A 6148-nucleotide genomic window follows, 5' to 3' on the forward strand; every position below is an offset into this window, starting at 1 on the left:
CCGACCCGCACCATCACCAAAAACGTCAGCCCCAAATCAGCATCCGTGTCACCACCCGAAACCCCCACCACACCACGCTGAAGAGCAGAAACCCGACACCTCCCGCACTGACATCACCCTGCCGACCCACCACCGACAAAAACTTACAGATCATCAATCCGCGAGGAGCCCGCGGGGCGGGCGATCAGCCCTTGGTGACACCGGGGCAGAAACCGTCGGGGGCGATAGCGTTGTTGATACGGCGGCCGATCTCCCGCAACTGCTTCTGCTGAGCCCTGGTGAGCGGGTCGAACACCAGGCGGCGCACTTCGGCGACGTGGCCGGGGGCAGTCTCCACGACTTTGTCCCAGCCGGCGTCAGTGAGGACGGCCAGGGTGAAGCGGCCGTCCTCGGGGTCCGGAGTGCGGTAGATCCACCCCTCCTTCTCCAGGCGCTTGGCCGTGTGGGACAGCCGGGACAGCGAACCGTCGGCGAACTCGGCGAGCGTGCTCATCCGAAGGGTCCACGTGGGCTCCATGGAGAGCCCGGCGAGGACCTGGTACTCGAAGTGGCTGATGCCCGCGTCACGCTGGAGTTGGGCGTCCAGTGCGGCCGGGAGGCGCACCACGGTGCTGGCCAGCGCGATCCACGCCTCGTGCTCCTCTTCGTCCAGCCACCGCGTCTCATCTGCGCTCATGCCGTCACCCTAACGTGAGGCTTCAAGCCCCACGGTGCGGCGGGCACGCGTACGGAACTCGACCGGATCACTTGACCGTTCAAGTGATCCGGTCTACTTTTCGCTTGAAGGTTCAAGTCATTGGCCGAAAGAGCGGAAGAGCAGTTCTGATGAACGTCATCCTGTGGATCATCGCGGCCGTCCTCGCCCTGGCGTTCTTCGCGGCCGGCCTGATGAAGGCCGGCCAGTCCAAGGAGAAGTTGGCGGCCTCCGGCATGGGCTGGGTCGAGGACTTCTCGCCCGGCATGGTCAAGGCGATCGGCATCGTGGAGGTGCTGGGCGCCCTGGGACTGGTTCTGCCCGCCCTGCTCGACATCGCACCGGTCCTGGTGGGCTGGGCCGCCGTGGGGCTCGCCGTCACCATGCTCGCCGCGATCGGGGTGCACGCGCGCCGCAAGGAGACGAAGGCGATTCCGGTCAACGCCGTCCTGTTCGTCCTGGCAGCAGTTGCGGCCTGGGGACGACTGGGTCCGCACGCGTTCTGAGCGCTTCCCGTCGCACCCTCCCCTGCCGGGGTCCGGTCCCGCCCGGACCCCGTCCTTCCCACCCCACCTCGTCCGCCGTATCCCTGATTGGACCACCGTGCCCACTCCCTCCCCGACCGCCGCGACCTCACCCGCCGCGCCCCGGACCCCGCCGCTGCAGGTGGCCGGCCTGCTGCTCGCTGCCCTCGTGGCCGCCAGCCTGGTGAACGCCCTGATCGCGGCCGTCGCCCTGGCGGCCGGAGCCTCGGACGACTTCATGCCGCTCCAGCCGGGCGCCTACATCGTCTTCACCATCGCCGGCGTACTGATCGGCGCCGGCGGCTGGGCCGTCATCCGACGCCGCGCGGGCGCCCAGAAACTGCTCAGGGCTCTGGTCCCGGTCGTGGTGATCGTGTCCTTCATCCCCGACCTGGCGATGCTCGTCAGCGACTACCAACCCGGAGCCGACGTGACCGGTGTCGTCGCCCTGCTCCTCATGCACGTCGCCGTCGCCGCCATCGCCGTTCCCTCCTACCAGCGAGCCCTCCCGCTGCCCTCGGCCGAGTTCGATGACCGGGAAGAGCGGCGATGAGCGAGAACCGCGACCCGTTCAACCCGGCCGTGCCCGCCGGTGCCTACGACGACCTGCTCGCCCGGGTCCTTCCGCAGGCACGTCGGCAACGCCCCTGGGAGGAGGCCGACGGACCCCTGCCCGCTTTGTTCGTCAGCCACGGCGCGCCACCGACCCTCGACGACCCCCGGTGGCTGGACGACCTGTTCACCTGGGCCCAGAGCATGCCCAAGCCTCGAGCCGTCGTGGTGGTCTCCGCGCACTGGGAGGACGCCCCGCTCGCCCTCTCCAGCAGCGCGCCCGGCACCCCCCTCTACTACGACTTCGGCGGCTTCCACCCCCGCTACTACACCCTCAAGTACCCCACACCCGACGCCAGCGCCCTCGCCCGGCGCATGACCGCCACCCTCAGCAGGACCACCGTGCACCACACCGGCCGCGGCTTGGACCACGGCGCCTTCATCCCGCTGATGGCCATGTACCCCGCCGCCGATGTCCCCGTCGTCCAGCTCAGCATGCCCAGCCTCGATCCCCGCCTCCTGTTCGCCCTCGGTCAGCAACTGCGCTCACTGCGCGAGGAAGGCGTCCTGGTCATCGGGTCGGGATTCATGACCCACAGCTTCGCGGCGATGCGGTCACCCAACGCCGCGGCGCACACCCGGGCGTTCGACGAATGGGCCGCGGACGCCCTCGGCCGCGGCGACGTCGACGCCATGGCCGACTACCGCACCAAGGCGCCCGGCGCCGCCGTCTCCCACCCCACCGCCGATCACTTCGTCCCTCTGCTGCTCACCCTCGGAGCGGCCACCACGCCGGACCGACCCGCCACCACCGCCATCGACGGCACCAGGTACGGCAACTCCATCCGCTCCATCCAGGTCACCTGACGGCACGGGCCGACCGCACCGGCCGCCAGGCATCGCCCGGGCCGGGCCAGCGGGGAGTGTCATGAATCAGGCTCTGTCTCCCATGCGGTGGTGACGGTAAGTAGTTTCCGTGGCTGGCAGTAACGCTCCCAGACCAGCACGGGTGACGCGACCGTCGACACCGGGTCCGTCCCGCTCGACGGTGCGTCTGCGACTGCTCTTCTCGAAGCTCGGACCAGGCACATCAGCGATGACGTTCTGTCACCACCGCATGGGAGACAGAGCCTGATTCATGACACTCCCCGACCGAATCGTCGAGGCGGAAAGGGAAGGCTGGATTGGTGACGTCGAGGGTCTCTCGGTGAGCAGGGACGCCGCAGCAGAGAAGATCGAGCAGCTTGACGCACGGCAGAGGAAGAAAGAGTCGCCGGTGTTCATGGGGATCCCGAGCTTCAACCAGGTTGCCGTTCGCATCAGCTCCGCGACCAACGGAGCCTGAGTCGCGGACGCGCCGCCCCCGGGTCTGACGCTCGGGGGCGGTCGCATGTTCGCTTCGCTAGTTCGGAGAAGACCTCTGGGTTATGAGCCCAGCGAGCTACTGAGCTGCTCCACTCCGCGTCGGTGAGGCCACTCTACCCAGTGGCCGTCGCGGGGCGGCACGCATTTTTCGGGGTCAGCCGCGGCGGACGATGTTCTCGGCCTGGGGGCCCTTCTGGCCCTGGGTCACGTCGAACTCGACCTTGTCGCCTTCGTGGAGTTCACGGTAGCCGGTGCCGGAGATGTTGGAGTAGTGCGCAAAGACGTCCGGTCCGCCGCCGTCCTGGGAGATAAAGCCGAAGCCCTTCTCGGCGTTGAACCACTTCACGGTGCCGCTGGCCATGCGTTTGTCCTTCGAAATCGCCGGGTGTTTCCCGGTTGGTCTGTGGGTGGTGCTCTCCGTCATCGGAGGGCGTCCGGCGTCCGTTCTACCCCGTGGCGGGATGCCTATCCGGCTTCCGCGCGGGTGAGGCGTGCCGTTGTGCTGCCTGGCAGGGAGGGCGGCAGGAGCCTACTTGCCCTTCGCGGCTTCCTTGAGCTTGGTGCCGGCGGAGACCTTGACGCTGTAGCCCGCCGGGATCTGGATGGGGTCGCCGGTCTGCGGGTTGCGGGCGGTGCGGGCGGCACGGTGGGTGCGCTCGAAGGTCAGGAAGCCGGGGATGGTGACCTTCTCGTCGCCCTTGGCGACGACCCCGCCGACGGTCTCGGCGAGGGCACCGAGCACGGCGTCGGCGCCCTTGCGGGTCACCTCGGCGCGCTCGGCGAGGGCGGCGACCAGCTCACTGCGGTTCATGCGGTACTCCGTGACGTTCGGGTTGCCGCGGCCGCTGCGCGGACGCGACGCTTCTGACGCCATCCTGTCACCGGGGTCCGACAGCGCTGCGCCCCGGTGACGGCGGCGGGTCGCGCCGGAGCCCGGTTGTGCCGGCGGCCGGGCGCGCTGCGCCGCCGCGCCGTGGTGGCCGTGCGGGCGTTTTTGGGATCGGTGCGGATCCCGGCGGTCACCTCCTGGCGCTCGGGTCTATCCCTGGGAGAGCCCGCCGGCGAGTGGGCGTCCGAGGTCGGCGAGCGCATTCAGCGGGAAGCCGTCGCGGAGCACGGGCAGCATGCGGCCGAAGGGCGTTGTCAGGTTCGGCTCGGGCCGCGGGATGATCCTGGTGCAGATCGTCGCGGGGAGAGGCTGCGGGCGGAGAGCGGGACGGCACCGTCGTACCGGGACTACCGGTTTCCGCCCGAGGCAATCGGTCACGCCGTGTGGCTGTATCACCGTTTCCCGCTCTCCTACCGGGAGGGGCCGGGGAACTCCTCCTGGACCGCGGCACCATGGTCTCCTACGAGACGGTCCGGGCCCGGTGCGCCACGTTCGGCCCCGCCTACGCCGCGCAGGTGCGCCGCCGGCGGCCGCGTCCCGGCGCCACACGGCATCCGGATGCGGTGTTCCTCAAGGTCAACGGGAAAATGCGGTACCCGTGGCGCGCGGCCGACCGGGACAGAGGAGTCCTCGACATTCTCGTCCGGGACCGCCGCGATACGGCCGCGGCCCGGCGCTTCCTCCGCAGGCTTCTCCAGGGCCTCGCGTACGGACCCCGCGTGATCGTCACGGACAGGCTCCGCGGCTACGGTGCCGCCCACCGCGCGGTCATGCCGCCGGTCGAGCACCGCGGTGTGAAGTACTGGAACCACAGGGCCGAGAGCAGTCATCAGCCCACGAGGCGGCGCGAGCGCGCCATGACGGGCTTCCGCTCCAGCAAAGCGGCCCGGAGGTTCCGTGCCGCCTTCGGCCGGGTCTCCGGCCACTTCCGGCCCCGCCGCCCTTCGATCACAGCGAGTGGCTACCGCACCGGGATGACCGAACGGTTCCGCATCCGGAAGACCGCCACCGGAGCCCTCACGACCGCCTGACCAGGATGTCCCCGGCCCGGCCGAACGCACCTCCAGCACACCTCAACTCTCATGCCACAACAGTAACTTGACAACATCGCCCTCGGGGCTCGGCCAGCGCGGCGGCCGGGTTGCGGTGGGGCGCGGTGGGGCTGCGCGCGGCGATCGACGCGTGGCGGCTGGACTCCATCCCCCGGCGCCTGGCCCTCTCGCCACTGCGCCTTTCCGGCTGATTGGATCGCAGGTATGACACCCACCATGGACATGCGGAACCACTGGTGGTGGCGGCCCGGCTGGCACTCGGGCCGCCGCTTCTACACCTGGCACTTCACCTTCGACGGGCAGGACGAACTTCACCGGGCGGCCGCCGACTACCGCGCGGCACTCACCCCCCTCGGCCCTGCCTTCACACTCATCCCCGACCAGTGGCTACACCTGACGATGCAGGGCGTCGCCTTCGTCGACGAGATCGCCGAGGCGGACGTACGCGCCATCGTGGACGCGGCCCGCACCCGCCTGGCGGCCGTCCCCGCGTTCGACATCCAGCTCGGGCCCGCGATCCTCGACCCCGAGGCGGTCCTCCTGCCGGTCAGCCCCGGCGATCCCGTGCAGGACGTACGGAACGCGGTGAGGGCCGCGATCGGTGATGTCCTCAAGGAGGTGCCGGAGAAGGCGGACGCATTCCGGCTGCACGTGTCCGTCGCCTACAGCGCCGCTGACGGTCCTGCCGAACCCGTCGCAAAGGCGCTGGCGGCGGTCGCCGACACCTCGGCACCGGCGCGTATCGCCACGGCGGATCTCATCGTCATCCACCGCGACAACCAGAGGTACGAGTGGGAAACCTACGCCAGCGTGCCGCTGGGCTGACGAGGCAGTGTGCCGTCCCCGGGGGGACAAGTATCTCGGGGCACGGCGCTTGACTCGATGACCGAGTCCACGGTCCTCCGGCTCTGCTTGTCGACCAGCCGCTCGACGACTGCGGCCGGGCCCGGCCCTCGTCCACGTCTGGGGGTTCGAGGGGTTGAGGTTCCCCCGAGATGCGGGAATGGGTGACAGAAGGTCAGATGGGTCTCATGAGAGGAGCCCAGACGATGCCTGCCCCGAGGAAGTACCC

General features: G+C 69.6%; 8 protein-coding genes and 1 pseudogene. 6 read left to right on the top strand and 3 right to left on the bottom strand.

The features are described from left to right. Positions 1-184: 184 nt before the first annotated feature. Positions 185-676 carry a MarR family transcriptional regulator gene (locus tag AB0I73_RS39910; protein ID WP_363045293.1) on the bottom strand — a complete coding sequence of 164 codons (492 nt, stop codon included), beginning with the start codon at positions 674-676 and terminating at the stop codon, positions 185-187. A 149-nt stretch (positions 677-825) separates the two neighbouring features. Here AB0I73_RS39910 and AB0I73_RS39915 point away from each other — a divergent pair, with 149 nt between their 5' ends. The 4 genes from AB0I73_RS39915 to AB0I73_RS39930 all read left to right on the top strand — a co-directional run bounded on the left by AB0I73_RS39915 (position 826) and on the right by AB0I73_RS39930 (position 3115). Next, positions 826-1200 carry a DoxX family protein gene (locus tag AB0I73_RS39915; RefSeq protein ID WP_363045294.1) on the top strand — a complete coding sequence of 125 codons (375 nt, stop codon included), beginning with the start codon at positions 826-828 and terminating at the stop codon, positions 1198-1200. Positions 1201-1297: 97 nt separating this feature from the next. After that, entirely contained in the window at positions 1298-1771 is a 474-nt protein-coding gene (locus AB0I73_RS39920; RefSeq protein ID WP_363045295.1) for a DUF6069 family protein, read from the top strand. Then, positions 1768-2637 (top strand): class III extradiol ring-cleavage dioxygenase, encoded by an 870-nt coding sequence (locus AB0I73_RS39925; protein WP_363045296.1) that lies wholly within the window; start codon positions 1768-1770, stop codon positions 2635-2637. The genes AB0I73_RS39920 and AB0I73_RS39925 overlap by 4 nt, the downstream gene beginning before the upstream one ends. Positions 2638-2908: 271 nt before the next feature. Then, positions 2909-3115, top strand: coding sequence for a hypothetical protein (locus AB0I73_RS39930; RefSeq protein ID WP_363045297.1), 207 nt, complete (start codon positions 2909-2911; stop codon positions 3113-3115). Positions 3116-3289: 174 nt separating this feature from the next. Here AB0I73_RS39930 and AB0I73_RS39935 read toward each other — a convergent pair whose 3' ends face one another. Together AB0I73_RS39935 and AB0I73_RS39940 are read right to left on the bottom strand one after the other, a co-directional pair. After that, a complete protein-coding gene (locus AB0I73_RS39935) occupies positions 3290-3496 on the bottom strand; it encodes a cold-shock protein (protein WP_363045298.1) in 207 nt (68 codons plus the stop codon). Between the two features lie 168 nt (positions 3497-3664). After that, entirely contained in the window at positions 3665-3946 is a 282-nt protein-coding gene (locus AB0I73_RS39940) for an HU family DNA-binding protein (RefSeq protein WP_363045299.1), read from the bottom strand. Positions 3947-4333: 387 nt separating this feature from the next. Here AB0I73_RS39940 and AB0I73_RS39945 point away from each other — a divergent pair. Both AB0I73_RS39945 and AB0I73_RS39950 read left to right on the top strand, forming a co-directional pair. Continuing rightward, positions 4334-5055: pseudogene (locus AB0I73_RS39945) on the top strand (IS6 family transposase). A 225-nt stretch (positions 5056-5280) separates the two neighbouring features. Further along, the gene (locus AB0I73_RS39950; RefSeq protein WP_363045300.1) at positions 5281-5901 is read left to right on the top strand and encodes a 2'-5' RNA ligase family protein; all 621 of its coding nucleotides are present in this window, start codon (positions 5281-5283) and stop codon (positions 5899-5901) included. The last annotated feature ends 247 nt before the right edge of the window (positions 5902-6148 follow it).

Origin of the sequence: Streptomyces sp. NPDC050388, assembly GCF_040655635.1 — a bacterium.
Classification (GTDB): domain Bacteria; phylum Actinomycetota; class Actinomycetes; order Streptomycetales; family Streptomycetaceae; genus Streptomyces.